Origin of the sequence: Rhizosphaericola mali (assembly GCF_004337365.2) — a bacterium.
Lineage (GTDB): Bacteria > Bacteroidota > Bacteroidia > Chitinophagales > Chitinophagaceae > Rhizosphaericola > Rhizosphaericola mali.
In genome coordinates this window covers 603,954-630,865 of record NZ_CP044016.1, presented here as the reverse complement: position 1 = coordinate 630,865, position 26,912 = coordinate 603,954, and the positions used below count along the sequence as shown (strand labels likewise).

At 37.3% G+C, this 26,912-nt stretch carries 23 protein-coding genes; 12 read left to right on the top strand and 11 right to left on the bottom strand.

All coding sequences use genetic code 11. The features are described from left to right. Positions 1–144: 144 nt before the first annotated feature. Genes E0W69_RS02710 through E0W69_RS02705 form a run of 3 tightly spaced genes read left to right on the top strand, consistent with a single transcriptional unit; the run spans position 145 to position 2,554 of the window. Positions 145–1,692, top strand: a complete 1,548-nt coding sequence (locus tag E0W69_RS02710; RefSeq protein ID WP_131328512.1) for an AAA family ATPase — start codon at positions 145–147, stop codon at positions 1,690–1,692. Then, the gene (locus E0W69_RS20665; protein ID WP_255478215.1) at positions 1,689–1,823 is read left to right on the top strand and encodes a hypothetical protein; all 135 of its coding nucleotides are present in this window, start codon (positions 1,689–1,691) and stop codon (positions 1,821–1,823) included. Before E0W69_RS02710 ends, E0W69_RS20665 begins: the two co-directional genes overlap by 4 nt. Before the next feature lie 50 nt (positions 1,824–1,873). Continuing rightward, complete coding sequence (locus E0W69_RS02705) at positions 1,874–2,554, top strand: DNA adenine methylase (protein ID WP_191967946.1); 681 nt, start codon at positions 1,874–1,876, stop codon at positions 2,552–2,554. A gap of 169 nt (positions 2,555–2,723) precedes the next feature. Here the strand turns inward: E0W69_RS02705 and E0W69_RS20400 are convergent, their stop codons facing one another. The 4 genes from E0W69_RS20400 to E0W69_RS20530 form a co-directional block, all read right to left on the bottom strand. After that, positions 2,724–2,885, bottom strand: a complete 162-nt coding sequence (locus tag E0W69_RS20400) for a hypothetical protein (protein WP_191967945.1) — start codon at positions 2,883–2,885, stop codon at positions 2,724–2,726. A 76-nt stretch (positions 2,886–2,961) separates the two neighbouring features. Beyond that, on the bottom strand, positions 2,962–3,210 hold the full coding sequence (locus tag E0W69_RS02700; RefSeq protein WP_131328510.1) for a hypothetical protein: 249 nt from the start codon (positions 3,208–3,210) through the stop codon (positions 2,962–2,964). A 361-nt stretch (positions 3,211–3,571) separates the two neighbouring features. Further along, positions 3,572–3,880 (bottom strand): helix-turn-helix domain-containing protein, encoded by a 309-nt coding sequence (locus E0W69_RS02695; protein WP_131328509.1) that lies wholly within the window; start codon positions 3,878–3,880, stop codon positions 3,572–3,574. 585 nt (positions 3,881–4,465) lie between these two features. Next, the gene (locus tag E0W69_RS20530; RefSeq protein WP_225321506.1) at positions 4,466–4,654 is read right to left on the bottom strand and encodes a hypothetical protein; all 189 of its coding nucleotides are present in this window, start codon (positions 4,652–4,654) and stop codon (positions 4,466–4,468) included. On the opposite strand from E0W69_RS20530, the gene E0W69_RS02690 reads away from it, so the two are divergent. The 3 genes from E0W69_RS02690 to E0W69_RS02680 are packed head-to-tail and all read left to right on the top strand — an operon-like array spanning position 4,563 to position 10,499. Further along, positions 4,563–7,688, top strand: a complete 3,126-nt coding sequence (locus E0W69_RS02690) for a SusC/RagA family TonB-linked outer membrane protein (protein ID WP_225321477.1) — start codon at positions 4,563–4,565, stop codon at positions 7,686–7,688. The genes E0W69_RS20530 and E0W69_RS02690 overlap by 92 nt on opposite strands. A gap of 3 nt (positions 7,689–7,691) precedes the next feature. Beyond that, complete coding sequence (locus E0W69_RS02685) at positions 7,692–9,071, top strand: RagB/SusD family nutrient uptake outer membrane protein (RefSeq protein ID WP_131328507.1); 1,380 nt, start codon at positions 7,692–7,694, stop codon at positions 9,069–9,071. 24 nt (positions 9,072–9,095) lie between these two features. Beyond that, entirely contained in the window at positions 9,096–10,499 is a 1,404-nt protein-coding gene (locus tag E0W69_RS02680) for a TlpA family protein disulfide reductase (RefSeq protein ID WP_131328506.1), read from the top strand. Positions 10,500–10,552: 53 nt separating this feature from the next. Here the strand turns inward: E0W69_RS02680 and E0W69_RS02675 are convergent, their stop codons facing one another. The 3 genes from E0W69_RS02675 to E0W69_RS02665 all read right to left on the bottom strand — a co-directional run bounded on the left by E0W69_RS02675 (position 10,553) and on the right by E0W69_RS02665 (position 12,616). Then, positions 10,553–10,807 (bottom strand): hypothetical protein, encoded by a 255-nt coding sequence (locus tag E0W69_RS02675; RefSeq protein WP_131328505.1) that lies wholly within the window; start codon positions 10,805–10,807, stop codon positions 10,553–10,555. A gap of 154 nt (positions 10,808–10,961) precedes the next feature. Next, on the bottom strand, positions 10,962–11,426 hold the full coding sequence (locus E0W69_RS02670; protein ID WP_131328504.1) for a MauE/DoxX family redox-associated membrane protein: 465 nt from the start codon (positions 11,424–11,426) through the stop codon (positions 10,962–10,964). Between the two features lie 206 nt (positions 11,427–11,632). Further along, positions 11,633–12,616, bottom strand: coding sequence for a helix-turn-helix transcriptional regulator (locus tag E0W69_RS02665; RefSeq protein WP_131328503.1), 984 nt, complete (start codon positions 12,614–12,616; stop codon positions 11,633–11,635). Positions 12,617–12,904: 288 nt separating this feature from the next. On the opposite strand from E0W69_RS02665, the gene E0W69_RS02660 reads away from it, so the two are divergent. After that, positions 12,905–15,907 (top strand): lantibiotic dehydratase, encoded by a 3,003-nt coding sequence (locus E0W69_RS02660; protein ID WP_131328502.1) that lies wholly within the window; start codon positions 12,905–12,907, stop codon positions 15,905–15,907. Positions 15,908–15,942: 35 nt separating this feature from the next. Here E0W69_RS02660 and E0W69_RS02655 read toward each other — a convergent pair whose 3' ends face one another. After that, positions 15,943–16,662 carry a LytR/AlgR family response regulator transcription factor gene (locus E0W69_RS02655; protein WP_131328501.1) on the bottom strand — a complete coding sequence of 240 codons (720 nt, stop codon included), beginning with the start codon at positions 16,660–16,662 and terminating at the stop codon, positions 15,943–15,945. Further along, positions 16,659–17,687 carry a sensor histidine kinase gene (locus E0W69_RS02650; protein WP_191967944.1) on the bottom strand — a complete coding sequence of 343 codons (1,029 nt, stop codon included), beginning with the start codon at positions 17,685–17,687 and terminating at the stop codon, positions 16,659–16,661. The genes E0W69_RS02655 and E0W69_RS02650 overlap by 4 nt, the downstream gene beginning before the upstream one ends. 141 nt (positions 17,688–17,828) lie before the next feature. On the opposite strand from E0W69_RS02650, the gene E0W69_RS02645 reads away from it, so the two are divergent. Next, positions 17,829–18,011, top strand: a complete 183-nt coding sequence (locus E0W69_RS02645; RefSeq protein ID WP_131328499.1) for a hypothetical protein — start codon at positions 17,829–17,831, stop codon at positions 18,009–18,011. 76 nt (positions 18,012–18,087) lie between these two features. Here E0W69_RS02645 and E0W69_RS02640 read toward each other — a convergent pair whose 3' ends face one another. Next, positions 18,088–19,002, bottom strand: coding sequence for a hypothetical protein (locus E0W69_RS02640; RefSeq protein ID WP_131328498.1), 915 nt, complete (start codon positions 19,000–19,002; stop codon positions 18,088–18,090). A gap of 317 nt (positions 19,003–19,319) precedes the next feature. Between E0W69_RS02640 and E0W69_RS02635 the strand changes: the two genes are divergently transcribed. Continuing rightward, positions 19,320–20,606 carry a site-specific integrase gene (locus tag E0W69_RS02635; protein ID WP_225321476.1) on the top strand — a complete coding sequence of 429 codons (1,287 nt, stop codon included), beginning with the start codon at positions 19,320–19,322 and terminating at the stop codon, positions 20,604–20,606. 327 nt (positions 20,607–20,933) lie between these two features. On the opposite strand, the gene E0W69_RS02630 is transcribed toward E0W69_RS02635, so the two are convergent. Next, positions 20,934–21,266 carry a hypothetical protein gene (locus E0W69_RS02630; protein WP_131328496.1) on the bottom strand — a complete coding sequence of 111 codons (333 nt, stop codon included), beginning with the start codon at positions 21,264–21,266 and terminating at the stop codon, positions 20,934–20,936. Between the two features lie 282 nt (positions 21,267–21,548). On the opposite strand from E0W69_RS02630, the gene E0W69_RS02625 reads away from it, so the two are divergent. From E0W69_RS02625 to E0W69_RS02615, 3 genes are all read left to right on the top strand, one after another. Beyond that, positions 21,549–22,781, top strand: a complete 1,233-nt coding sequence (locus E0W69_RS02625; RefSeq protein WP_131328495.1) for a tyrosine-type recombinase/integrase — start codon at positions 21,549–21,551, stop codon at positions 22,779–22,781. A gap of 202 nt (positions 22,782–22,983) precedes the next feature. Continuing rightward, positions 22,984–24,168, top strand: a complete 1,185-nt coding sequence (locus tag E0W69_RS02620) for an acetate/propionate family kinase (RefSeq protein ID WP_131328494.1) — start codon at positions 22,984–22,986, stop codon at positions 24,166–24,168. A gap of 31 nt (positions 24,169–24,199) precedes the next feature. Beyond that, on the top strand, positions 24,200–26,578 hold the full coding sequence (locus tag E0W69_RS02615; RefSeq protein WP_131328493.1) for a phosphoketolase family protein: 2,379 nt from the start codon (positions 24,200–24,202) through the stop codon (positions 26,576–26,578). Positions 26,579–26,912: the final 334 nt, after the last annotated feature.

Below are 26,912 nucleotides of genomic sequence, written 5' to 3'. Positions count from 1 at the left end.
ATCATGCCTACCAATGTTTAGGTATTGCTAAGATGTTTTGGTTAGTTGAGAAAGTCCCGAGATAATACCAAATAAAACTTCAACAAATGATAATAGTTTTATATTTGAAAATATTCCTGACGAAAACAATAGCTATAGACTATTATGATTATAAAATCGGTAGAGATTGAAAAATTTAGAGGATTTCAAAATGTTCATTTTGACTTAGGTAAGAACATAACTATAATAGCTGGACAAAATGGTACGCAAAAAACCACTCTTCTTGGATTAATGACTCAACCATTTACTATAACTGAAATTCCTGAGTTTAAGGATGAAAGACCACTATGTGGTGGGAGTTATAGATCTTCTTTTATAGAAAAATTCAGATTGTCAAAAAAATTTGATAAAGCAGGAGAACATTTATGGAAATTAAATTTCTATAATAAAAGTGATCTTCCATTTGAACTCGAAAGTATAAATAGAGATAAAAGAAAAGGGCTAATTCGATTTTGGCAAAAAGGAAATAGGGAGCAAGGTAGCGGATATATGCAATATCCCGTTATATATTTAAGCCTTGGACGATTGTTTCCATTAGGTGAGATAAAAAATATAAAAGCGAGCATTAATCATTCCTTGACAGATGAGGAATTAAGATTTTTCAATAAGTGGCATAAGAATATCTTGATCAGTGCTGATGAGTCAATACAGAATGAGATGCTATTGAGTCCAAGTAAAGTAAGTATGGGCATCAATACCGATAATTATGATTGGGAGTCTAACTCAGCTGGTCAGGATGACATTAGTAAAATTTTGTTGGCAGTTTTGTCTTTCAGAAGGCTCAAGAAAAAATATCCAAAAGTTTATAAAGGAGGAATATTAGCAATCGATGAGCTAGATGCCTCAATCTATCCAGGCTCACAAATAAAGCTATTTGATTTTCTCAATAAATTTTCACAAGAATTAGGATTTCAGTTAATATTTACAACACATTCGTTAACAATTTTAGAAATAGCTTGTGAATATCAAGAAAAAAACAAATCAAGTTCCAAGGATATTAATATTCTTTATTTACGAAAAATTGATGGGCTGATAGATATAAGTGAGGGTTTACCTTTTTTACGAATAAAGAATTTCTTAAAGGTTTCCATTGATCCTGAAGCTACACCGGACAGAATAAATATTTTTACTGAAGATGATGAAGCTAGAATCTTTATCAATACATTAATTCCTGCAAAATGGAGAAGCCATTTTACTATTGACAAATCAAACATAGGTGGTAAACAGCTAATAGATTTAGCCAAACGAAAAATAATCTCATTTACATTCCCTAATGCTTTGATAATTGTTGACGGAGATACTGATGTTAAGTCTTTGCCAAACGCATTGGCACTACCAGGAGGAAATAGTCCAGAACGGGTTTTGGCATTATTTCTAAATGAAAAAATGGATGCTGATCCAATTTGGGCAAAAATACATAGTGATTATACGAAACAAATGTGCTTTAGCTCTCATGATATTAATGACATAATTAGAGATAGAGATATTGCGAAAAATTGGTTTAGAGAAAACTGTAAGCAACCCAAATGGAAGGAGAAAATCATACATGCTTGGATGCTGGAGAATGCACCAGATGTTGAAAATTTTAAAAGTCACTATAAGGTTATATACAATAAATTCGCAGCGAAAATAGGTTTTGATAAATTGATATGAAATATTCGCCATTAAGATATCCCGGAGGTAAAGAATTCTTAGCCCCATTTATAGAGGAAGTATTGTCTATAAATGGAATGGAAAATTATGCTTACGCCGAGCCTTATTCGGGGGATTTGGTGCTGGACTAAAATTATTATATGAAGGCAAAGTAAAGCATGCATTTATCAATGATGCAAGTGTGGGAATATTTTCTTTTTGGAATTATATTACAAATGAAAATGCAAGATTTGTTGAGACTGTTAATAACACTAAGGTTACTCTAGATGAATGGCAAAAGCAAAGGTTAATCTTTTTTTCGACCAAGCATCCCTGTTTTGAATTGGCTTTCGCCACATTCTTTCTATCAAGAACCAATCGATCTGGAATATTAGGTGCAGGTCCAATTGGAGGGCAGGATCCTAAAAATCAGGAGGTGGCAGAATATAAAATTGATTGTCGATTTAAAAAAGACTTATTAATCGAGAAATTACAGAAAATTGGAAATTTTAGAGATGCTATTTCTATTACAAATTATGATGCTTTAGATTTTTTGAAACAATTGAAATTAAAAAATCTGTTTGTTTACTTAGACCCACCTTATTTTATACAAGGAAAAGCTTTATACTTGAATTATTATAGAAATGATGATCATGTTTTATTGAGAAATTATTTAAATAAAAGAAAGGGACTCAAATGGATGCTGTCTTATGATTATACGCCTAATATTCTGGACTTATATAAAAGTCTTGAGTTATTCAAATTATCACTAAATTATAGTGCTCATAATGTAAAAAAAGGTTTGGAAGTAATTACACATTCATTAAATACTGTTTTCCCTGAACAATACTCTTGTAATAAAATCTCAATTTCTAAAATATAAAAAAGGTCATCCTGGATCAGCCCCAGATCCTTTCACTAAGTGGTGAACGTGCTATCTAATTACACTACAATACCCTGAATGGTAAGTTAACATTTCTATTAAATAAACACCCACCTCGACCTCCCAAATGTTGTAAAATAAATTTGTGGAGAGTCAGGGAGTTGCTCTATCAGGATAGCTGTTTTTGCGCACCATCCAATATCTTACCCATATGAGAATTTGTTCTTTCAAAATTTTCATTTCTCCATTCAATATTTCCAGCGTTTATATCTTGGATAAATTCTCTATCATAAATGTACATTTTTTCTCTAATTACACTACCAAAGAGCATGGAATTTTTTATTCTGTAAAGTCCGACAATTTTGATTTAACCCCGGTATTATTATCTTTTATTTGGTTAATTGTTTTTATAAATCATTGATAAATGCCACGGCTTGTTTTATATTCGTTATGCTTATCGTTTTTATATTGTCTAAAGTTTTCATCAAATTCTTTTGCTCCAGAACCTCCACTAAAGACTTTCGTTGAAAACGACGGCAAGTCAATTTCTTTATATTGAAATTCGTTTTTTTGTGATCATAGGAAAACTCGAACAGATAAAATTCTTTGCCAATTCTTGTTCCATATATGATTGTAAAGTTTTGAATTAAGGCCATTTGAGGGTAAAGTTTTACCGCTTCCGAGATGAACTCAGCAATTTTTTTGATTTGCTTTCTTTTGTATCTGCTCTCGCAAAGAATAATCAATTGTCAATTCGGGTAACTAATTAGTTCATTAAGTTGGATGAAAATATGACCGCCGGCCCAACTATATCTGCTATCAGATACTATGTATAAAGAGGCTTTTTGTTTCCGCTATTTTTCTGATCGACTTCGATCCAAGAAACGATTAAAGTTATTTACTTACCTTTTTTCTTAAAATATTTTTTATTGCATAGTTCTCCTAAAAGTACTATTGCGAATAGTCAATGCCAAACAGAATCCCGTGCAAGCAGGAATTTTACAAAGGAACAATTACTCAATCATTCTTATTCTCAATAACAAGACTACCTACTGCTTTAATAATCTCAATAATTTTATTTAAGTCGATGCTTAGAAATTCCGCAATAATTATCACATTTATGATACCCGAATTTCTTTTTGCCTTTTCAATTTCACTAATTTGAGTATGTTTTATCCCTGTATGTTTGGCTAGGTCTCGCAAACTGATACCTTTGCGACCTCTTTGTCTTTGATATCCATATGGACCATCATAATTAAGTCTTGCATTTTTAAATATTTCTGCAATCTTTTCTAAAATCGTTTTACTTTTTACGCTATCGAGCATATACTGATTTTTAAATCAGCGTGTAAAATCTATGAAAAAACAGAAAAATAATGTACCAAATATTTGGTACATTATTTTTCTGTTCCTATATTTGTTATGGATATTATAGAATACCGCATTTTAAATACGTGCTTACGAAGCCTGTAAACAGAAAAGGTCGAAATTTTTCAAGACACAGGTGTAAGTTTGCAGTCCAACTTCCTTCGGGAGGAAGGATTGCTTACTTATGCATACGTCTAAGGGCCTCGACCTCCCTCTGTTTGTATCATAAGTAGCAATCTGACCTCCCGATTTGTTATTTAAAAAAACAGGCTTGTTAATCAAAAGTTATGATTACAGGCAATTACTATATTAACAATTATACTTTTACCGACATCTTTTTTGCTATCGGCCAAAGCTATCTATTTGATGGCTGTCCAGTTCTATTTAATACCAAGATTTCTTATTATGTTTTGTATGCGCTAAAATTGCGTCATCCCGAATAGGCTATATAAGTACTTCGGGCCGCAGTTTTTGTACGACGATGATACACTTAATTTCCGTGCGGCCGGCATCTTTCAACCATAATAATTTACTGTTTTTAAATCATTGATTACCAATGCGAAAATTAACGCTCATGGGCGTATTGGGGATACTATTGTCTATAATTTCCCTACAAGCACAGACTATAAGGGGACGAGTAATATCCTCTACAGGAGATGTTTTACCCAATGCCACAATACTTTTAATAAACGCCACAACTATAAAACTCACGGATGATAAGGGATTTTTCACACTATACATTGCACAAAAAGATACAATGGAAGTTTCGCATGTAGGCTACCGTACCGAAATATTTGCCGTTACTTCTAAAGACACATTCCTGACCATACAGCTTTCAACAATTTCTGATCTAGATGAGGTTGTAGTCTCCACAGGATACCAACAAATTCCTAAGGAACGAGCGACGGGGAGTTTTGTTTTTATTGACAGTGCATTGTTCAATAAGGGAGTGGGCTCGCATGTTATCAGCCGTTTGGAGGGCAATGTATCTGGGTTGTTGTTCAATCGAAATGTTTCTCCCTCTTTGACCAATACGGGAGGTTATAACCTTAGTATCCGCGGCAGGAGTACCTTATTTGCCAATGACCAACCATTGGTAGTCGTGGACGGTTTCCCTTATGACGGTGACATCTCCAATATCAATCCAAATGATATTGCCAGCGTAACGGTCTTGAAGGATGCAGCAGCTTCCTCTATATGGGGTGTCAAATCGGGCAATGGGGTCATTGTGCTGACCACGAAAAAGGGAAAACAAAACCAAAAAGTGAATGTTGAAGTAAATGCCAACACTACCATAGGCAATAGACCCAATCTATATTATTCGCCCAATTGGATCAATGCTTCCGATTTTATCGATATCGAAAAAACATTGTTTGATAAGAGGTATTACGACAATGACCTGACAAGTTCCTATAATCCAGTTGTATCGCCCGTGGTATCATTGCTTGACGGGTCAAAGCGGGGATTGATAACAGATGCAAATGCCAATAGCCAGATTGATGCCCTACGCAACAATGATTTCAGAAAGGATGTTAGCAAATACCTGTACCGCCATTCCGTTGCGCAACAGTACAGTGCCAGTTTCCGTGGCGGAGGTCCGACCAACGATTATTTCCTTTCCATTGGGTATGACAACAGCCAATCCAACCAGATAGGGAACGAAAACTACAGGATCACACTGAATGCCAATAATAATTTCCACCTGTTTAAGGGATTTACCTTGTCTCTCGGTTACAATTATATACAGTCAAAAGTGACAAGTAATAGTTCCCTTGGCACTTTATACCCTATCGCTTCCAAGGCGTATTATCCGTACGCAACATTAAAAAATGCAGATGGAACCAATACCGGCCTTCCAAAGGATTTCTCAGCTTACTATAAGGGTTCCGTGGCAAATCAAGATTTTTTGCCTTGGGGCTATTCCCCGATATCCGAAGTCCAATTGGCCGACAATGGACAAAGATCGACAGATAACCGACTCAATGCAGGCTTGAAATACGCATTTGCAAGTGGCTTTACGGCGGAGGCAAAATACCAGTACGAACAATTAAAGACCAGAATGGATAACTATTACAGTGATTCCACCTACTATACAAGAAACCTAATCAACAGGTATTATAATTCCTCAACAGGGGAATATCCTATCCCCGTAGGAGGTATCCTAAGATATTCAAGCGGCGAAATGCATTCCCATCGCCTAAGGCTACAAACCGGCTATAACGGTCATTTCAACGGATTACACTCCCTGGATGCCATTGTAGGTGCGGAAATCAATGAGACTATAAACGAAGGCAACAGCAACACGATATATGGTTATGACAAAAACACAGGACAGCAGAGCTTTGTAGACTGGCAAACGCAATATTCAACCAACCCTACAGGGAGCATGGCCGTGATACCCAATGACGGCATAGGATTCTCGAAGACCACCAACAGGTATATATCTTATTTCGGGAACGCGGCATACGGTTACCTGGGGCGTTATGTACTGTCATTGAGCGGCAGGATTGACAAGAGCAACCTTTTCGGTGTACGTACCAACCAGCGTTCCGTGCCGCTCTACTCCATCGGTGCTTCCTGGGAAATAAGCAAAGAAGCTTTTTACCATTTTGACATACTGCCCTATTTAAGGCTACGGGCAACCTATGGCTACAATGCCAATCTGGACGCCAACCTGTCGGCTTATACCACGGCCATCTACACCGGCAACAGTTCTTATTACAACAACCTTCCTTACAGCATTGTCGCGAATCCGGGGAATCCACAGCTTCGCTGGGAAAAAATACGGATGGTCAATACGGGTATTGACTTTTCGAATAAATCAGGAATCGTCAGCGGCTCGCTTGAATTGTATTTTAAGAAAGGACTGGACGTCATTGGACAGGCGCCCCTGGCCCCTTCCACCGGACTCACTGTGCTGTATGGCAATTTTTCCAATACTTCCGGCAGGGGCTTGGACCTGCAAATCCATTCCCGTAACCTAAGCCTACCATATTTTAATTGGGAGACCTCGTTCCTGCTCAGTTTCGCCACTGATAAGGTGACCAGATATGACATGCCGACCACGGCTTCGGATTACATTATGCATGCGGACGGAAGTGGAGGCTCTGTTTACCCCATGGTCGGAAAACCGGTTTTTGCCGTTTACAGTTATGCATGGAAGGGACTGGATGATAAAGGCAACCCCCAGGGGCTATATGGAGGGCAGGCAAGTACCGACTATGCATCAATACTCTCGTCTACCTCCACTGACAGTATTGTATATAATGGATCGGCACGTCCCACAACCTTTGGATCACTGCGGAACGGCTTTACCTATCGGGGGCTGACGCTTTCTTTCAATATTATATACAAGCTGAATTATTTCTTCCGCCGGTCTTCCATCAGCTATTCCGGGCTGTTCGATGGTTGGCAAGGCAACCGCGATTATTACACAAGATGGCAAAAAGCAGGGGATGAAAAGACAACGGATGTACCGGGAATACCTTCCCTTCCCTTGGATGCGGACAGGGAAACTTTCTATAAATATTCGTCAGTATTGGTGGAAAAGGGGGACCATGTAAGGCTACAGGATATAAGTCTCAGCTATGACATACCACTTTCCCCAAGCCTGAAAAAAAGTATCAGGTCGGTTGCTGTTTATGGCTATGTGAACAATGTCGGTATTATATGGAGGGCCAATAAAAAACAACTTGACCCTGACCTGTACGGAGATAACTATCCCTTGCCCAAAACCTATTCACTAGGATTCAAAATTAATTTTTAAACTATGAAAAGATATTCTATATCGTATCTCACATTGTATATGATACTTGTTTTGCTATTTACTGCATGTAAAAAGCAGGATGAGTTTTTGGATGCACGGACAAACATCAACCTTACTGTACCGTCCACGATAAATGATTTTCAACAATTGCTCAACAACGAAAATTTATTCAATAACAATGACCCCGGGTTGGGTACGTTGACATCGGAAGAGTTTTATCCCATTAATGCGACATGGCTGTTGGCCTCCACAGTTGACAGGAATGCGTACATGTTTGCATCGGACATTTACCAGGGCTCGGGGGACTATTCAGACTGGACAGCACCCTATCAGGCAATCTATGTCTGCAATGTTGTATTGGACGGAATCGCGAATATGGATATTTCCAGTGAGAACAAGGCTACTCTTCAAGGTATAAAAGGAAGAGCCTTGTTTTACAGGGCATGGAAATTTTTCGGATTGCTGCAGACCTTCTCCCTCCCAGGTGATTCGTCAACATTCACAAACAAAGATGGTATTCCATTGCGACTTTCCTCCGATTTTAATGAGAAGGTACCAAGAAGCAAGATTAAGACCTGTTATGACCAGATCATTGCTGACACCAAAGAAGCTGCGGCTTTATTGCCTACGACGGTCCAATACCCTACCATGCCTTCCCAGGCAGCTGCATACGGTTTTCTTGCAAGGGTGTATCTATCACTGGGAAATTACGACAGTGCTTTCCTCTATTCAGACAATGCTCTTCAAATGACAAATAGTTTAACGGATTACAATGAAGTGAACACTGCCGCCTATCCTACGTTCAGTAGCGGATATGTAGCAGAGGATATTTTTCACAGCACGATCAATCCTTACAATTTTCTTACGATAGGATACACGTCCGTTGATTCCGTCTTACTGGCATCCTATAATGTAAATGATTTAAGACGGGAGGCATTTTTTACGGCCCGACCGATCGGCACCATAACATTCAAGGGTACGTATGATTACAAAAGAAGGGCTTATTCCGGTATCGCAACGGACGAACTTTATCTGACAAGGGCCGAATGCGAAGCCCGACGTGGTAACATCCTCAGTGCACTGGACGATATAAACCATTTACTGTCCCACAGATTTAAAACAGGCTCTTATGTTCCACTGTCCATAACGGATAAGGACGATATTATTGATATTGTTTTGATGGAAAGACGTAGGGAGCTTATTTTCCGTGGATTGAGATGGCTGGATTTACGAAGGCTAAACATTAAAAGTTCCACGGCGGAAACCTTGCTGCGCCATTTTGCTTCCTTGGCTTATACACTAGCCCCAAAAGATTCCAAATATGCCATGCCCATACCGCCGACTGAAATCGAGCTGAGTGGTATTTCACAAAATCAACGGTAATTACATAAACCAAAATAGTTCGACATGATTAAAAAGAAATTACTTTTATTAATAGCCTTGCTCTTGAGCCTGAATGACCAAACGGAAGCCAACAATGTCGTCACGATATCAGGAGTCGTCTGTTCAGACTATGATGTTGACAGTGTGTCGGTATTGGCAATGAAATACGGAATGGAATATTTGGATCAATTGGTATTGCAGAAAGGCTCTTCACTCATTGGAAATACATTTAAAATACGGCTATCTTCTATAGAGCACACCATGCCTATCGTCGTGAGATATTATAAAAGAGGCCAAAGAACATCCACACTTGTTGGGTATTTTATTGAACCTGGGGATAGTATTGGTTTTATTGACAGAAGATCAGACAAAGCTCCCTACGATATTGTTTTTAGGGGAAGGGGATCTGCTAAACTGAATATTAAGACCGGAATTACAAGCGCATTCAATGACCTTCAAATGTCTTTAGAACGTGATCGTCCGTCTCTTATAGTCGTTAGAAACCGTACGGATTCCGTGGGAATTCTCTTGCGGGAAACATTAAAGGGCAGGCGTTCACAGCTATCATCGGATGCCTATCAGTGCTTGTTGGGTATGATTCTTGCCCAAACAGAGGGACGCAAAGTCAATTATGTTTACTTTCATAGCGGGTTACTTTCCGACACTATAGAACTAAGCAACAATGTAATTAAAAAAGAGCTGGACAGTGTATTACATTTTAACAACACATTGGCAGGGTATTTCAGCTTCGGTTATCAAAATGCATTTTGGCAATACAAGTATGAAAGACTAAAAAACAACAGAAAAAGAGATTTACAAGATATCTATACGTTTTTCAAATATAGTTACAGCGGACTTTTAAGAGAAAGAATGGTTGTTCAACTATTGATTGACTATAAAGATAGTCTTACGCAAGGTTGTATCGGAGATGCCCTTTCCTTTATGAAGGATAAAGAACTTAGGGCTATCTTAAAACAAGCGGCAAAAATAACACCTGGGCACAAAGCATATAATTTAGCGTTCGAGGATATACATGGCAAACACTATAGGCTTAGCGATTTTAAAGATACGGTTGTTCTTCTGGATTTTTGGTTCAATGGATGTGGGGCTTGCACGCAGACAGTTTCTTATATTAAAAGTATAGGGGAGCGATTTTCTAGCGACGCCATGAAAATTCTTTCTGTCAACATTGATGAGGACATTGAAAAATGGCGAAATGGATTGAGATCTAAAATATACACAACGGACTATGGTATTAATCTACATCCAAAAAATATCAAGGAGATCGGTGACATATTTAATATTTACAGTTGTCCAACTATTATAGTAATAGACAAAAAAGGAGACATTGTATCCATATCCGAAGATCCCCGATCTGACAATGGTAGATCATTGGGTTTATTGTTGAATAACCTTGTTAAAAAGTAAAAAAGCGCACGGTTCTGCTAATAAAACTAGCGGAACCGTGTGCTACCATTACTTTAAAGGTCAGGCTTGTATTCCTTTCCCGTATCGGTATAATGATAATTTGAACCACTAGGCATCGTATTGTCTTCTGGCCTAGTTCCATTGTCAGATAAGACAGAGCATGCAGCATCGCCGCTTTGGCAAGAGTAGCCACTAGGTATTTCCGAGGCAGTAGCCCATGTATATCCTCCTGTCTGAGTTTGGACAGCATAGAAAGTCGTTGCCCCTGAAAAAAAGGCTGATACTCTTTTGCCAAAGACTGTCCCCACGGCCAATACAATGGCAACTGTCATAATAATGGATTTCATTCCCTTAAAATCCTTGATTTTCTGTAGCATAATGTTTAACTTTTAAATAAATATATTTCCGGTGATTTTTGGATCAACTACAGTCTCGATTTTTAGCCTGCCGGTTTGCTTACAATTAACCACGGGTAACCGGATAATTTGCCTTGGTCATGTTTTTATTTTTAGTACTATTGCTATTCTTATTCATATATATTACTATAATGGACAGTCCGGTAAATAGAAGATTAAATACCATATGTTCATTCCATGATAAGTGTTGGATTAAATCCCCACAATTACAAGGCTGTTTTTGGAAAACCCCAAGGATTACAAGAAAAACATATAAGGAAAAGATCGACATTAAAATAACTGATATGTATAAACCACTCCTCCTCGTTTTTCCTGCAATAATTAAAACAGCAGCAATAAGTTCAATTATAGGTATACTGTATGTGATAGCTGGCATCAAATAACGTGGTATAGCCTGGTTACCTATATAAACATGGAATTGATTGATATTTAATAACTTTTCCAAAGCTGTATATAGAAACATTAATACCAATGAGCCACAAATAAATTCTTCTATTAATTTTCGTATCATAAGATTTTATTGGAAATGATAATCAGTTTTCTTATAGTCCTCTTTTCTATACAAAGTTGAGGATTGCGCCAATCAAAAAAACAGAGGAAGTACATTTTTCCGTTTTCTTCAATTTTTATTCCCGTTTTTATCAGCAGTTTGCATTGATAATCAGTGCCAATAATTTTAGTCCTTTTTTAGTGGACAATCTTGCACCTGAACTCGTTTTAGTCAAGACCTTCAATCCAATCCTGGCAACAACTTTTATCCTCCCGTGCTTTCCTACGCCATTCCATGGGTGTCAAATGGCTTATCGAATCAAAAGCGTGATAGAAAGAGGTCGTGTCACCCATTCCCATATGATAGGCAATTTCAGATATGGAATAATCGGTGGTAACAAGAAGCCTTTTGATATTGTAGTTCCTGATGTATCGGTAATAGGAAAACGGGGTCACTCCAAATACTTTTTTAAAGTCCCTTTTGAGATATTTTTCATTGGTGCCGGCAATCTTAGATAGTTTTTTCAGGTTAATACGCTTTTCTGGATGCTCCTGTATATTTTTTTTAGCTTGGTAGATCTGTTCGATCCTATTCGGATCATTCACAATGTCAGCTACCGGATGTTCACAGATAAAGTCTATAATCTTCAGCATTTTTTCAACTATGGAATTATCATTTGGCCTAGACCGAAGGCAGTCAATACAGTCTAGTAAAAATATATGAGAGGGGGTGCCACTACATAGAAAAACGGCAACCTTGCTGCCTTCAATCATTTCCAGGAAAAGCTGGAAAGATTTTAGTTTCAACGGTTGAAGAAATTCTAAGCGTGGCAGCAAATAAAACAGAGTATAGGTATTGCCTCTTTTAAAATGGTATGTGGTCGATAGATTAGGAAAATAACCAAATTCAAATTGCCCTTGTTTCAGGAAACGAATGCTGCGGTCGTCGCAGATCCACAGGCTGCTTTCTATCTGCAAGTGCATACCCATCCAGGGTAGATTATCTTCAATGATCAGTTCAAAATCTTCCCTTGCATTTATATTTCCATACAGGACTCGATATTGTCCGGTATTTTTTGACTGATAAAGTACAGTACCATACTTACCATTGACAAAATAAGGTTCTGTCCCCGGTATTTTATAGTGGATATGTTCCCTGGGTATCTCTTTTAGGAAGTGAATTGTGCCATATGGTTTTATAGTCAATTGCAATACTATTGTTTTTTGTCATAAAATAAGGTCAATAATTTGTCATCATCTCGGTTCCCTTTCTTTCCTTGGGTATAAAAATTGATGACAATGAAAGTTTGAAAATTAATACTAAGTATATTCTAAAAAAAGAAAGGAATATTCGGGTAGTGAATATCATAATTCCGTGTCAAAAAGTTTGGATTTGGGGCTGTTAACTTTTTTCCCATTCAATTTTCAAATTTCTTTATCTATTCTTTTAATCGGGAAACAAACTGAATCTTAATAAAAGTTAGAAAATGAAAAGGGACTATGAAAAAAAAAATCAGCGATGCGGGCATTTTTGAATTTGCACCGTTGGTAATTCTAAGAACACCGCTACTTCCTTATTCCGAATGGAAAAGCAACACACAGAAACTATTGCACAGACCAGAATTCAGGACTGCTCTCCAAACTGCCAGCCCCAGCCTGTATGAAGAACTTATAAAAAAGGATTTCTGCTTTGAACAGCTTAGCGAAAAGGCAAGAAACAGCGTGGTAAAATACCATAACCGCGTTTGTTTCCGGCCTACACCATTCGGGATAATGGCGGGTTTTTCCGTCCTGAAATGGGAAACCTCTCCATTATCGGTTTCGTCATTTAATGATTGTAAGGTTCATTTGTTACCCGATTTCGGAGAATTGGCGGCAATTTTCAATAGTTGTTCCGTTGCTAGGCCACCAAGCTTTTGCTATGCCAACCCTACCATTTACAAGGCAGGCAATGAATACCGATTTATAACTGGCAGGAAAGAACAGGAACAATGTAAAACAAATTTCAGAGTGGACTCGATCGCTTGTTCCGATTGGCTGCATTCCTTGCTAGTTCTCTGTCTTAGGCCAACAGATATCCATGAACTGGCGTTCTCTCTTTCCAAAATCCTTGACCAGCAATTAGATTATGCACTGGATATATTAATGCAACTTCTATATGTCCAGGTACTCCTTCCTGAAGGATTGCCAAATATCACTGGTAGGGATTATTCCATACTATTAAACAGGGATAGCTTGGCTATTTCCAATAATATGCATAACGGTAAATATAGTATCCCTAAATTCAATAATTTGTATAATGGTTTTCAAAACAAAACGGTATACCTGAATATGGAAAGGCCGGTTCTAAAAGGGGGCTTGAGCCAAGAAGTTAAAATGGATATAATAGATGGACTGAAAGTGGGCCGTTTATTGATTCCTTGTCGGGAATTGCCTTCTCTGGAAAAATTCAGAAAGCGCTTTCTGGAAAAATTTGACAGGCGTTCTATGCCCCTTATGGAGGCACTTGACCCGGAATTTGGGATTGGTTATGGAGACCTCCTGCAAATACCGGCTGATTCCGTATTGACAAATGGGGTTAAATGGAATGGGCAATCCTCCAGTGAACAGACCCTTTTCTGGTCAGAAACTGTAAAATTTTTAATAAACAAATTATGCAGCGGGAACCGGATAATTAAGCTTGAAGAAGCGGATATTGCCATTCTTGAAGAAGAAGCGAAGGATAAAAATGGAATAGGTTCTGACGCCCCCGGGATATCGGTTCTTTTCCGTAGATGCAATGACGGTAAAACATATATAGAGAGTGCCGGAGGAGTAAGTTCGATGAATCTGATAGGGCGTTTTACGCCCTTTAATGAGGAAATTGGCCACCAGGCCATGTTACTCGCAGAAATGGAATCCAGCCATAATCCTGAGGTCATTTTTGCTGAAATCGTCCATTTTTCCGATTCCCATGTTGCTAATATTGAGCGCAGGAATGCCATCAGGGATTATGAAATACCGATTTTGACAGGAAGCGGTGTTGACAGCGGCCACAGGATTGCGGTCAATGACCTTTTTGTTGCCGTCAGGGGAAATGAAATTTTCCTTTGGTCCAAACAGCTAAAAAAGAGGATCATCCCTCGGCTGGATTCGGCCTATAACCATAGTATCAGTGATTTGCCAGTTTTCCGGTTTCTTTGTGATATACAGGGACAAGGACTTAGATCCGCTTATTCCTTTCATCTAAAGGATATTTTCCCCGGTCTTAAACATTATCCCAGAATAGAATACAACAATACGGTACTTTCTCTGGAAGAATGGCATATCGGTAAAGGGGAATGGAAAGATCTCGTACAAATGTCCAAGGATGCAATCAGGAACTGGATAGAAAAAAAGGGGCTTCCAAGATTATTTGCTATCACAGGCGCAGACAGGCAAATAGTAATTGACAGTAGCCAGGATAAAGATCTCGGGGTTCTTTCTGGCATATACAAAAACAAAATACCTGCGGTTACCATCCTTAGAGAATTTCCGTTTGCTGGCCCTCCGGCAGAAAAAAATATAAAGGATACTTCGGGCAACTACTACATTAACCAGTTCATTGCACAGCTGTATAACCGGCAAGAGACATACCGCCCATTGGACGGGGGGATATTAGAAGAAACAACAAGTACTTTACCCAAGCGTACCAATTATCCCCAGGACGGCTGGTTGTATTACAAAATATATTGCCATGAGGGTAGTGCAAATAATATCATTGGCAATTACATTTTTCCTCTTTCGACGGAACTGGAAAATGCAGATATAATCTCAAAATGGTTCTTTATACGTTACAATGACAATGGCTTTCACATTCGGTTAAGATTTCTGGTTAAAGAAGGGCAGTTGCAAGAGGTAATGGAAAAATGCCATGCTGTTTTCGCGGAATTGGAAAGCGCAGGCACCGTTTCCCAAATACAAACAGTACCTTATGAAAGGGAACTGGAGCGCTATGGTAAAAATATCATAAATGCAGAAACATTTTTCCATATTGACAGCAGGCTGGCCGCCTGTTATCTGCATTATTGTCAACGTAACTGGGACCAACCGGAATATTATGCGCTTGTTTTCCAATCCATCAATGTGCTTACCGATAAGATGGGGCTGGGGCTGAAAGAAAAAGCTGTATTCCACGAAAAGTCTTATGAAAGCCTGCGTGCGGAACTGCAGCAGCACACGGAAATATACAGGGAATTACAACCGGTTTTCCGAAAATTCCGTAACGTGATGACCCTGCTGCACCATTCACTTGATGGCAATAAAATCGTTAAGGACGAATTCCGCCGTTTTCAGGCTAGTTTGGAAAGCTTCGATTTTAATAAAGAAATATCGGATTTATTTTCCATCCTGCCTTCGCTTGTCCATATGCAGCTTAACCGGATCCTTGTCTGCGATTTCCGGCGGCAGGAAATGATCGTGCACTATATTATGTGGAAGCATTACATTTCGCTTTTTCATAGGACAAAAGACCATACGGAGTAGATAAGGAATAAATGAAACCAATAAGCAACAACTGGCTACAGGAGCCGCTTATTGAGATACAGCCTGGTTTCTTCCCTATATTCCTGACCACAAACGATAGGGCCTTTGACTAGACCTTCAAGGTAAATGGTATTTCCTTCCACTCTTCTTATCTTATCCATGTTAACCACAAAAGAGCGTTGGATTCTTTTGAAGTTGGAAGGAAGTTGCTCTTCAGCCTGTGCCAAAGACCGATAAATGGTTCTTTTTTCCCCGTTAAGAAAGAATAGGGTACAAAAATGCCTAGCTGCTTCAATACATACTAGATTTTCCAGATCTACTTTTTCAAGTATCCCTTTTTTCCCGGCTTTCATAAACAGACCTCCGAAGCCTTCTTGGTTAGACTCTTTGCAATTGGACTCCATAGCCTTATATTTCCTGATAGATCTCATAAACCGCTCATAGGAAAAGGGCTTTAATAGAAAGTCGACTGCGTCTTTGTCAAAGGCGTCCGCGCCATAATGACTGTATGCCGTAATGAAAATAATTTTACAATTCTTGGCAAACTGTTCCGCCATATCCATTCCATTGCAGCCCGGCATTTCAACATCAAGAAAAACAAGGTCTGGCTGAGTTTCCATTAAGCTCATTTTTTGAGAAGCCGATATGGAATTGGTTTCATAGCCGTTTAAGTGGAGCATTGGTGTTCGTTTAATATACCCTTCCAGAATTTTGATGGAGGTAATCTCATCGTCAATAATATAGCAATTGATCATAATAGGAAAATTTTTAATTCCGTTTCAAAAATACTATTCCGTACGCCTACATCAAGAGAAAAATGATCTTTGTAGTACATTGTTAATCTTCTCCGCGCAAACTCTATACCTGTATTTGGCCTGTCATCCCTTGTTTTGGCATTCTTTATTTTATTCCTCGTAATGAAAACCAGATTGCCATCATCAATGGTAATATAAATTTCCGCCGGTATTTTGGGATCGTATATGTCCCCATGTTTAAACACATTTTCAACAAGCGTACCGAGGATCATGGGAATAATAACATATCCGTTTATCTTGCCCGTGACTTTTGCGGTGAAATAGCAATGGCCCTCAAATCTTAGCTTGGCCAGTTTTAGAAGGTCAAAGATATTCTTAACTTCCCCTTTTAAAGGTACAAATCCAGATGGAGGTATGTCGGTAATATTATAACGTAAAACGTCAGAAAGTAATAACAAAGCTCGTGCCCTCTGTTCGTCTTTCTTTTCCAAACCATAATACAAATAATTAAGGGTATTGTATATAAAATGCGGATTGATCTGAGCCTTAAGGTATTTGATTTCAGCCAACGTCAATTCGCTTTCAAGTTCAAGTTGTTCTTCCCGTAAGGATGCATTTTCCTTTACTTTTTTGTAGGCAAATGTTGCTTTCCACGTAGCAAAACTAAGTCCCATAAATAAAGTAGCCCTCGCCGTATAGACTCCGAAATTTGTTTCCCGCAAATAGTTCCAATAGCCTTGCCGGTTACCAGCTTTAAGAAGCAGGTTATAGATTATGCCCCTGGCCAAATGATAACAAAGCAATATAAAAAGGGTTCCTGTTATCAGTTTAAGTACATAAAATTTATGTCCTTCCACTATCCTTAAAAGGATGTAGAAGGAATAAAACAATAAAATATAGACTATATAATAAGCAAGATAATTGAATATAGGACTTTTGGTGGCACCGCTAAATGCCAATAAAGAGGATTCATAACCTATGTATATTATCCAACCAATAATATGATTTCTTATTTCCCTCGTCATAACGAGAACCATTTATAAGTCCAAAAATAGTCCTCATGCCGCAAAAAATATAATCTTGTGCTCACTTCCATGTATTTGGGGGGATTTTTAAATTATATATATCAAAAAAATGGAAATTGGATTCAATTAAAACCATCATTTATGCAAAAAATTGAAGTGAACGTTGAGGTAAAAAGTGTGTTTAAATGCGCTAAACCCATAAATACGCATTTATATGGAGACGAAACTGATCCCACAAATAATACACAGGATCCAACCATCACATTGACCACAATTAGTTCCGAAATGACCATTGTTCCCACAATTTTTTTGGGGAGGCAATAAAAAAGCAGTTCAATCTAGCTATAGAATAGTCTTTCTTACGGAAACATAATTATTACCATCAACTACAACCTTAAGGTTATAACCGTTCAGTATCAACATGTTTCTTTAATCTATTTTCAGCCCTGTTATAGCCAGCTAGGATTAAATAATCCTGAATTTCTCTAACTTTTTGAGAATTGATATCTTTGTTTTTGGCTTTTTTATTAATGTTCAAATTAAGAAAAGACATTCTCCGTAACTTGCCCAACAAGGATTGTTCCTTATATTCCAGTTGATATTTTGTCATTATTGATGATACGATATCAGCATGCCTAAACCCATGAAAATTGATTTTCATCTCTCCTGATTTGTAATCCTTTACCTCATCCTTGAAATATTCAATCAGCAAGATTTCCTTGGAAGCAAATTCAAATGTTCTGTCATTAACGACTACAATGATCGCATTTTTGGAACGGGCGTTCTTTTCTTTCTGTAATTCAAACACTTCAACTACCTGACGTAAATCATGTGTTGATGATTCCAACTTCTTCGCCGCAAGGGTAGTATGTTCATTCATTACGCTTTCATGTTCTTCCTTTGCAGTCCTCCTGAACAATATATGAACGGTTTTCTTAAATTCACTTTCAATTGAATAAAAATAGGAAATATAAATAGAGAAAGCCACAGAAATAAACGTAAACAAGAATATATTCCAATGAGTAGGATCATTGTGAATATACCAAGCACAAACACTTAACAGGAATATAGAGAAAGCAAACTTTAAAAAGTTAATCCGCATTCTCCTTCCTATCAGTATCCGGTCCTTTATAACCGAAAACCTTGCTTTGTCATACCCAAACCGGTTTTCAATTACCTCAATATAGGCGTTGGTCGAGGCTACCGTAATAAACGGAAGCCCCAAGAATCGATAAAGGTTGATGTTCTCCTGCCAAAATGGGTGTAGTTTTTTGGTCCTACTCCATGCAACGTCATTATTGTTCAATATTTCCATGGTAAAGAGTTTTCCTAAAGTTAGTAAAAATTCCGACCTTTAACAACGAAGAAAAATAATGGATTTCTATAGCAGTCTGGAGCAACTCGACAATATGCTCGGCAGAAAATGAAATAAGCTCCTGAATATCAAGAGCTTATACTAAAAATAATGCGGACCGGACGGGAACGCAGTTGGCTTATCAGAGTTTACAACAATTTACGATACCTTACTTTAAGGTATTGATTTTTAAATACTTACAACTTTTACACAGAATAACATTTACGACCTTTACATGTGTTGGCAATAATTTGATAGACCAAAAAATAGACCAAACCATGTCGTTACCCATTAAGCTCATTTGTAAGAAAAGCAAAGTCCGTAAAGATGGCTCCGCTCCCATTTTCATTCAGTACTGTCATAGTTCTGAAAAAAGAACTTTATTGAAAACAGACGTTTCCATTCCTCCAATTTATTGGAATAGGAAAAGTTCCAAGATCTCAAAAGATCTCCCTATCATGTATGGGAAAGTGGAGGAACTGGAAACGCTTTTGCGTGGGCAGTTTCGAAAGGCAGAAGACCTAGTTCTGAAAGCGCAACATAGTGGTCAGGATCCAATTGTTTTCTTGAAAGCACATTTTCATGCGGGTGAAATAGTTGAGACTATAGAACCAAAGCCAGTCAGAGAAAAAGATTTCTTTGAACATATTGATGACTATATGAAAAGTAAAAGCAAAGTTGTCAAGCCCGTTACCATCACGGTAATACGTTCCATGTCCCATCATCTCAAATGTTATCAGGAGTTTTTGAAGAAACCTATCACTTTTGAATCTATTGATATACAGTTCTACGAGGACTTTGTGTATTTTCTCACACACAAGATTGAAATGCAGAGACGTAAGACACCTATCATCGGGCTAAGGATAAACACGATTGGCAAGACTATCAAATACCTCAAGAACTTTCTGTTGGACAGGATGCGCAAAAAGATCATTCCCTTCTTTGATGTCAGTTTTCTGAAAGTAATAAATGAAGAAGTGGATGCCATTTATCTTGGCTGGAAGGAAATTGCTAAAATTTATCATCTTGATTTGTCTGAGCATACCCATTTGGAAAAATACCGAGACCTGTTTGTCGTTGGATGTTTGACAGGGTTTCGTTTCAGCGATTATTCGGAACTACGTCCGGAAGAAATCAGAGACGGAATGCTACATGTAATTCAGGAAAAGACAAAAGCTATAGTTGTCGTACCTATGCGCCCTGAAATACAAAAAATCCTGATTGGTAAATACAATATGCAGATGCCACAGACTACCAATCCCGAATTTAATCGGTATATCAAAGAGGTTGCAAAGTTGGCCGGGCTTGATACTCCTATTAAAATTGTACACAAAAAAGGAAATCAAACCATCGCAGAAATCCGTCCCAAATATGCGTGGGTCTGTTCGCATACCTGTCGCCGGTCGTTTTGTACTAACGAATATTTAGAAAGCACACCTATTGACTTAATCATGGCAATAAGTGGTCACAAGACAGAAAAGTCATTCCGTCGTTATGTGAAAGCGACCCAAGTACAACAAGCAATGAAAATAAAAGATTTGTGGTTAAAACGAGAGCTCCTTTAAACAAAACTAAAGTAATCAACGTCCTTTTGGAAGGAGTCTACTTGTTTGATTCTTTTAAGTATTCGTTCTCACAACTATCATGGGATAATTGACTACGTCCTTTTGTTCCGTCTTTAATGCTTATGGCTATTAAACATAGAAGGCATGTTATAAAACCAATAATGAAACCTATAATAAATTGGATCATAAATGTTATTATCATACTTTATACAAAAAGTACCTTTGATCAATAAAGTCTCTAGACGCTCGTTTTGAAATATTAATCTTTCATTTTGTTTGCACGCCCTCTAGATTGAGAAGAACCAATTATGAGAGGTCTGCATACTGTTATTTTTCTAATTTTGTTGATCCATAATAAAATATTTGATCAATGTGTTTAACCTCAGTATCTTCTATTAATTTTATCAGTTCTTTATAGCTTTTTTCATCATTATAGACAAAATCAAGTATTTTCTGATATACAACATAGGAAAGTTTTAGAGTACTAATATTATCATGGCAAAATGATCCACTCTTACTTTGACAGCACAAAAGAGGACCTTCAATGTCGTCTTGCATTGCTCCGCAGGCCTTACATATGGGAATCGATGCGCGCTTAGATGTAAATAATTTTGTAATCAAGCCATTTAGTGCTTTAATATTTATTGTTTTTTTATTCATTTCGATAACTATTTTATTAAAATATCCTCTTCTTAGAAAGTAGTCCATTCTAGACCACTTTTGATATTTTAATAAATTAATTATCAATCCGTTATATTTTTTATACAAAAAAATGACAAAAATTGACAATAAACTATCCTATGCTACGTTTAATACCAAAGCAATTATTTGCTGTAAGTTTTAGAAATAATCGTTGATTATTATCAATAATTAAGCAAAAAAGTAGTCTAGAATGGACTACTTTTTGTGCTTGATAAAACTTTCTAAATTTTAAGCAGATATATGAAATACAGATGTTTTATCGATGATAATACAATTCACACACATAATGTTTTGATACAATTTTTTACAAATTTTGAAGATAAACCTATTAACCTACGATTGCCCTTTAACATTCTTAAAAAAGATTGGAACAAAACTTTGCAACATCCAACAGATCGATACAAGAAAAAACATCGATCTTTAATTGATTTAATTAATGATTTAAGAATAACATACTCACAATTTTCTGATACTATCCCCCCTCAGAAAATGAAAAAAGCATTATTAAAACTCGTTGAAAATAGACATAAAACAAATGTTCAGAATAATACATTTTTATTTTTTCTGCAACGATATATTCAAATCAAAAAAAAGGAACTATGCATCTCTACTATTAAAAGGTATAATGTCTTTTTAAAATTGATAAAACTTTTTGAAGGTAGTGAATGTAAACGCTTTAAAATATTAGAAATAAATAATAAAATTATCCAAAAATTTATTTCTTTCTGTATTTCAGAGCAATACAGCCAAAGTACAATCACAAGGAGTGTTCTTTTTTTTAAAACCATTTTAAATTTTTGCAGTTCACTTGGAATGAAAACAAAAAATTATGAAATAAAATGCCCTCGTTTTAAAATAAAGACGAAAGCTATTATTACTTTAAATGAAGAAGAAATCAAAAAGATTGAGGCAAAGGAGGTTCCTCAAAATCTATATTCTGCAAAACAATGGTTATTGATAAGCTGTTATACAGGACAGCGATTTTCTGATTTTATGAATTTTAGCAGTTCAAACTTTGTAGATATCCAAAATGAAAAATGTATTCAGTTTGTCCAAAAGAAAACTGGTAAAAATATTGTTTTGCCACTACATCCTTTTGTCCTTAAGATTTTGAATGAAAATAATGGTTTATTCCCTCCCAAGCTGGATTTGGTAAATTACAATTTACAGATAAAACGAATAGCTCAACTATCTGGTATCAATACTAATGTATTTTGCAATAAAAGAAAACATTTTCGCTGCTTTTACGCTGAGTTCCCAAAATGGAAGGCATTATCAAGTCATATAGGAAGAAGGAGTTTTGCAACGAACTTCTATGGTAAAATACCCACTACGCTGCTAATGTTAGCTACAGGGCACTCTACAGAACAAATGTTCAACAAATATGTAAATCTTTATTGTAATGAAAAAATTATTGAATTAAGCGAACATTTTAACGGAAATGTAAAAGACAAAGTTTACGTTAATTCTTAAAGGTATGATTTATCATGTTAAATATTTTTACAACATGTTCAAGATATTATCATGTCCCCTCTTATGGAATGGGAATAATTCGCTCATCAACAATTTTATTTGTATATTTTATAAGGAAATTATAGGTTAAAATATTATATAAATTTAGAAAATGAATGTATCTTTAAGATGCTTCAAAAGTTTTTGATAAGAAACATAGTTTATGCAAATTACCGCTAAAAAAGTATTGGTATTGAACGGTGGATCTTCGAGCATAAAATTTGCAGTTTACACTGTCAACGACCAAGAACTTATACTAGAAATCAAAGGACAAATCGACCGTATTGGAGACTATAATTCGCATTTGGAAATGAAATGGGCAAATGGACAAACATTCCTTTCTGAAAAAATTAATCGGTCCAATTATACCCAATCCACTATTAAATTGTTGGAATACTTGCAAAAATACGTCGGTATGGAAGATGTATCCACTATCGGACATCGTATTGTATTTGGAGGTCATCATCATTTTCCACGATTGATTGATGATACGCTTTTGCAGGAATTGCGTTCTTGGACTGATTACGATGAAGACCATTTGCCTGCAGCCATTAAGGTGATTGAGATTTTCCAAAAACATTTTCCTACAATTCCACAAGTAGCCAGTTTTGACACTTCTTTTCACACAAATTTACCCAAGGTCGCAAAGCTATATGCGTTACCAATTGCGTACTATGAACAAGGCATTAGACGTTATGGTTTTCATGGTTTGTCCTACACATTTCTGTTGCGTCAAATAAAAACTTTACAACCTGAACTAGTCAGTTTTGGAAAAATGATTTTTGCCCATCTTGGCAATGGTGCAAGCATCGCAGCGATCAAAAACGGTCAATGCATCGATACAAGTATGGGCTTCACACCTACGGCAGGACTCGTCATGGGTACGCGTTGTGGCGATATTGATCCGGGTATTTTACTGCATCTCATTCGTCAAGAAAAACTACCTGCAAGACGTGTCCGTGGATTGATTAATCACAAGTCAGGACTATGGGGTTTGTCAGAAATCAGCAGCGATATGCGCACATTGTTGGAAAAAGAAAACAAGAACGAAAAAGTAAAAGATGCGATTCATCTTTTTTGTTACAATCTCGTCAAATATATAGGCAGTTATGCAGCGATTTTGGAAGGCATAAACGCCATCGTTTTTGCTGGTGGTATTGGGGAAAATTCACCCGAAATCAGAAAACGCATTTGCCAAAAACTTTCCTATTTAGGCTTGAGTTTGGATGAAAATAAAAACAATAACAACGAAACTATCATTTCAACAGAACACAGTGTTATCAAAGTTTTCGTCATAAAAACAGATGAAGAAATCATCCTAGCCGAAAACGCCTTGGAGTTTACATAAGACATTTACTAAAACCATTAAATCCATCAATATGGACACTATAAAAACATGGGACGGTTCGGATATTACCCCCGAACTTTTACAGAAAATGGATGCCTATTGGCGCGCAGCCAACTATATGGCAGTGGGACAAATTTATCTCAAAGACAATCCTCTACTTCGTAAACCATTGTCCAAAGACGACATCAAAAGTTTGCGACTTGGTCACTGGGGAACGACGCCCGGACAGAATTTTATCTACGTGCATCTGAATCGTGTCATTAAAAAATACGATCTTGATATGGTTTACGTTTCCGGTCCAGGACACGGTGGTCCAGCATTGGTCGGCAATACGTATTTGGAAGGAACTTATAGTGAAACCTATCCCGAAATTACCCAAGATGAAAGCGGTTTGAAAAAATTATTCAAACGATTTTCTTTCCCTGGCGGGATTCCTAGTCATGTATCGCCTGAGTGCCCAGGTTCATTTCACGAAGGTGGCGAATTGGGCTATTCTTTAAGTCATAGTTTTGGTGCTGCGTTTGACAATCCAGATCTGATTGTAGCTTGCGTCGTGGGCGATGGCGAAGCAGAAACCGGTCCATTGGCAACGGCTTGGCATTCCAACAAATTTTTAAATCCCAAAAACGATGGTGTGGTTTTGCCGATTCTTCATTTGAACGGATACAAAATTGCGAACCCAACCGTGTTGGCGCGTATTTCACACGAAGAAGTAGAAAATCTATTCTTGGGTTATGGCTGGAAACCTTATTTCGTTGAAGGAAATGAGCCAACAATAATGCATCAAAAAATGGCCGAAACAATGGAAATTGTATTGGCTGAAATCAAAGCGATCAAACAAAAAGCCGCTGATGGCGATACTACAAGACCGATATGGCCAATGATCGTTTTGCGTTCGCCAAAAGGTTGGACTGGACCAAAATTTGTGGACGGTTTGCCTATCGAAAATTCATTTCATGCACATCAAGTGCCTATTGCCGATCCTATAGGTAATCCAGAACATTTTGTATTGTTGGAAAATTGGTTGAAAAGCTATCATCCAGAAGAATTATTTGATGAGAAAGGTACATTAAATCAAGACTTGCAAGACTTAGCACCGACGGGCACAAGACGGATGGGAAGCAATCCGCATACCAATGGAGGCCTTTTGTTGAAAGATCTTTTTATGCCTGATTTCAAAGAATATGGTTTACAATTAAGTCATCGTGGACAAACCGGACCAGGCGACACTTTAGTTACGGGTACTTTTGTGCGGGATGTGGTGAAAGAAAATATGGAAAAAAGAAACTTTCGCATATTCGGACCAGATGAAACTTTGTCCAACAAACTTAACGCTGTATTTGAAGTGACTAACCGTCAATGGGAAGGCGATACTTTGAATACGGATGAATTTTTGGCAAAGGAAGGACGCGTCATCGAAATGTTGAGCGAACACCAATGCGAAGGCTGGTTGGAAGGCTATTTGTTAACTGGAAGACATGGTTTGTTTAATTGCTACGAGGCATTTATCCATATCATCGATTCTATGTTTAACCAACATGCAAAATGGTTGAAAGTTACTAACGAATTGCCTTGGCGCAGAAAATTAGCGTCCTTGAATATCCTTTTGGCTTCCCACGTTTGGCGACAAGACCACAATGGATTTACGCACCAAGATCCAGGATTTATCGACCATGTGGTTAATAAAAAAGCTTCTATTGTGCGTGTGTATTTGCCACCGGATGCCAATTGCTTACTTTCTGTAATGGATCATTGCTTGCGTAGCAAACACTATGTCAATGTGATGGTTGCGGGCAAACATCCGTCTCCGCAATGGTTGAATATGGACGAAGCGATTTTGCATTGTACCAAAGGCATCGGCATTTGGGATTGGGCGAGTAATGATCAAGGCGGAACACCTGATTTGGTAATGGCTTGCGCAGGTGATGTACCAACTTTAGAAACATTGGCGGCGGTTTCTATTCTAAGAAAAAACTGTCCAGACTTGAAAATCAGAGTTGTGAATGTTGTGGATTTGATGAAATTGCAACCACACACAGAACATCCACACGGCTTGACAGATGCGGATTTTGATGCCTTGTTTACGAAAGACAAACCCGTGATTTTCGCTTTCCACGCCTACCCTTGGTTGATTCATCGCATGACCTACAAACGTGCGAATCACAACAATTTCCACGTGCGTGGTTACAAAGAAGAAGGCACTATTACCACCGCATTTGATATGACAGTTTTGAACGAAATGGATCGTTTCCATCTAGTATTGGATGCGCTTGACAGATTGCCAATGCTCGAACAAACGGCAGATTATCTCAAACAAGAAATGAAAGATCAACTCATTTTGCACAAAAACTATATCGATGAAAACGGCATTGATATGCCAGATATTAAAGATTGGAAATGGGATGTATAAAATAGTAAAGACTTTACAGTTAGTTTTGGTAATTAGTGAGTATTATATAAAAAAATTTATTTTTTTTCAATTAGAACTATAACTTTTTTGATATAATAATTTTCTATACATAGGTTTAAATAAAAATCCAAATGTAAAAACATTTGGATTATCTTCATTTTAAACTACTACAACCCTTTGTGTCGACACACATGAAGCATTATTCTACAATTTATGATTTATAAATTTAATATAATTATCTGAATTAAAATGTTAATGAAAAAGCCTGAATGTGAAAACATCCAGACTACTAACCTACTGTAAATATTTTTAATTTTACTTACTTTTTCTTGAA

Bases quoted from the DNA above. Each gene is read 5' to 3' on its own strand.
- E0W69_RS02710 (WP_131328512.1), top strand. From the start codon at position 145: ATGATTATAAAATCGGTAGAGATTGAAAAATTTAGAGGATTTCAAAAT.
- E0W69_RS20665 (WP_255478215.1), top strand. From the start codon at position 1,689: ATGAAATATTCGCCATTAAGATATCCCGGAGGTAAAGAATTCTTAGCC.
- E0W69_RS20400 (WP_191967945.1), bottom strand. From the start codon at position 2,885: ATGCTCTTTGGTAGTGTAATTAGAGAAAAAATGTACATTTATGATAGA.
- E0W69_RS02700 (WP_131328510.1), bottom strand. From the start codon at position 3,210: ATGGCCTTAATTCAAAACTTTACAATCATATATGGAACAAGAATTGGC.
- E0W69_RS02695 (WP_131328509.1), bottom strand. From the start codon at position 3,880: ATGCTCGATAGCGTAAAAAGTAAAACGATTTTAGAAAAGATTGCAGAA.
- E0W69_RS02685 (WP_131328507.1), top strand. From the start codon at position 7,692: ATGAAAAGATATTCTATATCGTATCTCACATTGTATATGATACTTGTT.
- E0W69_RS02680 (WP_131328506.1), top strand. From the start codon at position 9,096: ATGATTAAAAAGAAATTACTTTTATTAATAGCCTTGCTCTTGAGCCTG.
- E0W69_RS02670 (WP_131328504.1), bottom strand. From the start codon at position 11,426: ATGATACGAAAATTAATAGAAGAATTTATTTGTGGCTCATTGGTATTA.
- E0W69_RS02660 (WP_131328502.1), top strand. From the start codon at position 12,905: ATGAAAAAAAAAATCAGCGATGCGGGCATTTTTGAATTTGCACCGTTG.
- E0W69_RS02655 (WP_131328501.1), bottom strand. From the start codon at position 16,662: ATGATCAATTGCTATATTATTGACGATGAGATTACCTCCATCAAAATT.
- E0W69_RS02650 (WP_191967944.1), bottom strand. From the start codon at position 17,687: ATGACGAGGGAAATAAGAAATCATATTATTGGTTGGATAATATACATA.
- E0W69_RS02645 (WP_131328499.1), top strand. From the start codon at position 17,829: ATGCAAAAAATTGAAGTGAACGTTGAGGTAAAAAGTGTGTTTAAATGC.
- E0W69_RS02640 (WP_131328498.1), bottom strand. From the start codon at position 19,002: ATGGAAATATTGAACAATAATGACGTTGCATGGAGTAGGACCAAAAAA.
- E0W69_RS02635 (WP_225321476.1), top strand. From the start codon at position 19,320: ATGTCGTTACCCATTAAGCTCATTTGTAAGAAAAGCAAAGTCCGTAAA.
- E0W69_RS02630 (WP_131328496.1), bottom strand. From the start codon at position 21,266: ATGAATAAAAAAACAATAAATATTAAAGCACTAAATGGCTTGATTACA.
- E0W69_RS02625 (WP_131328495.1), top strand. From the start codon at position 21,549: ATGAAATACAGATGTTTTATCGATGATAATACAATTCACACACATAAT.
- E0W69_RS02620 (WP_131328494.1), top strand. From the start codon at position 22,984: ATGCAAATTACCGCTAAAAAAGTATTGGTATTGAACGGTGGATCTTCG.
- E0W69_RS02615 (WP_131328493.1), top strand. From the start codon at position 24,200: ATGGACACTATAAAAACATGGGACGGTTCGGATATTACCCCCGAACTT.